This is a genomic window from Stenotrophomonas pictorum JCM 9942, from assembly GCF_001310775.1.
GTDB lineage: Bacteria > Pseudomonadota > Gammaproteobacteria > Xanthomonadales > Xanthomonadaceae > Stenotrophomonas > Stenotrophomonas pictorum.
The window spans coordinates 1-2793 of record NZ_BAZI01000347.1 but is presented as its reverse complement, the minus strand read 5'-3'; the positions used below and the strand labels follow the sequence as shown (position 1 = coordinate 2793).

The following is a 2793-nucleotide window of genomic DNA, read 5'->3' as shown; positions in this document are numbered from 1 at the left end:
CTGCGTGGCGGCTGCGCGCCCGGTACCGGCGCCGGGACATCGCGGCCGGGAACCTGCACCACGCGCAGTTCTTCGCTGTCCAGCTGCAGCGCGGTGAGTTTGCCGCCCCACACCGCGCCAGTGTCGATCGCATGCACGCCCTGGGTGATGGTCAGGCCCAGCGCCGACCAGTGACCGCAGACCATTTTCAGCTCGCGCTCGACCCGGCCCGGGACCTCGAACCACGGATACATGCCCTGCGCCTGGGTGCCGGGCGTGCCTTTGTCTTCCATGCCGATACGCCCGCTGGGGGTGCAGTAGCGCATGCGGGTGAAGATGTTGATGATCGCGCGCGAGCGGTCATAGCCGCTCAGGCCCGGCGACCACGCCGGCTTGTCGCCGTACATGTTGCGGAACAGTTTGCGGTAGCCGTTGCCATGCAGCTGCTGTTCGACTTCCCGGGCGTGCTTTTCGGCCAGCGCCACGGTCCACTTCGGCGCCAGCCCGGCATGGAACATCATCCAGCCCAGCTCGCGGTCCACATGCAGCAGCTTCTGCGAGCGCAGCCACTCCAGCAGCACGTCGCGGTCCTCGGCCAGCACGATGCGCTGCAGGTCCGGATTGACCTTGCGCTGTTCCTCCTCGCTGCGCGCGCCGACGGCCAGCAACGACAGGTCATGGTTGCCGAGCACGGTGACGCTGTGCTCGCGCAGCGAATGCACCAGTCGCAGCGTCTCCAGCGATTGCCCGCCGCGGTTGACCAGATCGCCGCAGAACCAGAGCCTGTCCGCGGCGGGATCGAAGTTGATCTTTTCCAGCAGGCGCTGGGTGACGTCGTAGCAGCCTTGCAGATCGCCAATTGCCCAGGTCGCCATCAGTGCAGCGTCCTGGGAATGGAAAGTACGAACGGCGCGATGGGCGCGGTGAACTCGGTGCCGTCATCGGCGACCATGTCGTAATGGCCCTGCATGGTGCCGCGTTCGGTGCCGAGCATGATGCCGGAGGTGTAGCGGAACTCTTCGCCGGGACGCAGGCGCGGCTGTTCGCCGACCACGCCGTCGCCATCGACATGTTCGACCCGGCCTTCGCCATCGGTGATGCGCCAATGGCGGCTGATCAGCCTTGCGGGCACGGTGCCCCGGTTGTGGATGCGGATCGTGTAGGCGAACGCGAAGCGCCCGTCTTCAGGGGCCGACTGGTCGTCTATGAACCGGGGGGTCACCTCGATCTCGATCGCGTAGTGGCGGGAATCTTCCATGCGGGGAGTGTAAGCAAAAGCAGGTGGTCGGATTGCCCGAACCGTGCGGTCAGGCGCGCGGCGCATTGGCAAGCTTGATGAAGTCGGCCACTTCCAGCTGTTCGGCGCGGGCATCGCTGCGCACGCCGGCCGCTTCGAACTGGGCCTCGTCGCAGACGCCGTTGAGGGCGTTGCGCAGTGTCTTGCGGCGCTGGCCGAAGGCGGCCTTGACCACCTCGGCAAAACGCTTGTGGTCGTCGATGCCGATGCTGGACGGATCGCGTGGCACGAGCCGCACCACGGCCGAATCGACCTTCGGCGGTGGCCGGAAGGCGCCCGGCGGTACCACGAACAGCGATGTCACCTCGCACGAGGCCTGCAGCATCACGCTGAGGCGGCCATACACCTTGCTGCCGGGGCCGGCGGCCATGCGATCGACCACTTCCTTCTGCAGCATGAAGGTCATGTCCGAAATCGCCGCAGCGTGTTCCAGCGCGTGGAACAGGATCGGCGAGGAGATGTTGTAGGGCAGGTTGCCGACCAGGCGGATCTGCGCACCGGCGGCCAGTTCGGTGAAATCGACCTGCAGCACGTCGCGATGGACGATGGTCAGCTCACCCAGCGGCGCGGCGGCCTCGGTCAGAGGCGCGATCAGGTCGCGGTCGAACTCGATGACGGTCAGCTTCGGGTGGCGCCGCAGCAGCGGGAAGGTGATGGCGCCCTGGCCCGGGCCGATCTCGACCAGGCGGTCGCCGGCTTTCGGGTTGACCGCCATGACGATCTTTTCGACGTAGTGCTTGTCAGCCAGGAAGTGCTGGCCGAGCTGCTTTTTCGCAGGAGCGGTGAAGCCGGTGCCGCTGCGCGGGGAATGTGGGGAATTCATCGGGCGATTTTACGTTGTGCAGCCAGCCGGGCACACAGCGCGGTGGCGGCAAACAGGCTGGAAGGATCGGCCACGCCTTTGCCGGCGAGGTCCAGGGCGGTGCCATGGTCCACCGCCACGCGAGGGTAGGGCAGGCCCAGGGTGATGTTGGTGGCCTGTTCGAAGCCGCTGTACTTGAGCACCGGCAGGCCCTGGTCGTGGTACATGGCCAGCACCGTGTCGAAGCCGGCCAGCTTGGCCGGCAGGAACGCGGTATCGGCCGGCAACGGGCCGATCAGGTCCAGGCCTTCGCCACGCAGCTGTTCCAGCAGCGGGATCATCACCTCGATCTCCTCGTGCCCCAGGTGCCCGTTCTCGCCGGCATGCGGATTCAATCCGAGCACCGCGATCCGTGGCCGCGGCAGGCCGAAATCGCGGCGCAGCGCCGCATGGGCGGTGGTGATGACCTTGCGCAGGTTCTGGGCCGTTATGGCGTCGGCGACTTGGCGCAGCGGCAGATGGGTGGTGGCCAGCGCCACGCGCACGATGTCGTTGGCCAGCATCATCACCACCTCCACGCCGGCCTGGTGGGCGAGCAGTTCGGTGGTGCCGCTGTAGGCGATGCCGCCCTGGTTGATCACCGCCTTGTGCACCGGGCCGGTGACCACCCCGTCCAGCGTACCGTCCAGGCAGGCCTGGCCGGCGCCCAGCAGGG

4 protein-coding genes are annotated in these 2793 nt (G+C 67.2%); all 4 read right to left on the bottom strand.

What is annotated here, in order from left to right; all coding sequences use genetic code 11:
- Positions 1-854: symmetrical bis(5'-nucleosyl)-tetraphosphatase (locus JCM9942_RS13505; protein WP_054660316.1), on the bottom strand; the 854-nt coding region annotated here is incomplete at its 3' end.
- On the bottom strand, positions 854-1237 hold the full coding sequence (apaG, locus tag JCM9942_RS13500; RefSeq protein WP_054660314.1) for a Co2+/Mg2+ efflux protein ApaG: 384 nt from the start codon (positions 1235-1237) through the stop codon (positions 854-856). The genes apaG and JCM9942_RS13505, both read right to left, overlap by 1 nt.
- Before the next feature lie 49 nt (positions 1238-1286).
- On the bottom strand, positions 1287-2099 hold the full coding sequence (gene rsmA / locus JCM9942_RS13495; protein WP_054660312.1) for a 16S rRNA (adenine(1518)-N(6)/adenine(1519)-N(6))-dimethyltransferase RsmA: 813 nt from the start codon (positions 2097-2099) through the stop codon (positions 1287-1289).
- Positions 2096-2793, bottom strand: a 698-nt coding sequence (gene pdxA / locus JCM9942_RS13490; RefSeq protein ID WP_054660310.1) for a 4-hydroxythreonine-4-phosphate dehydrogenase PdxA, incomplete at its 5' end; no start/stop codon positions are given. The genes rsmA and pdxA, both read right to left, overlap by 4 nt.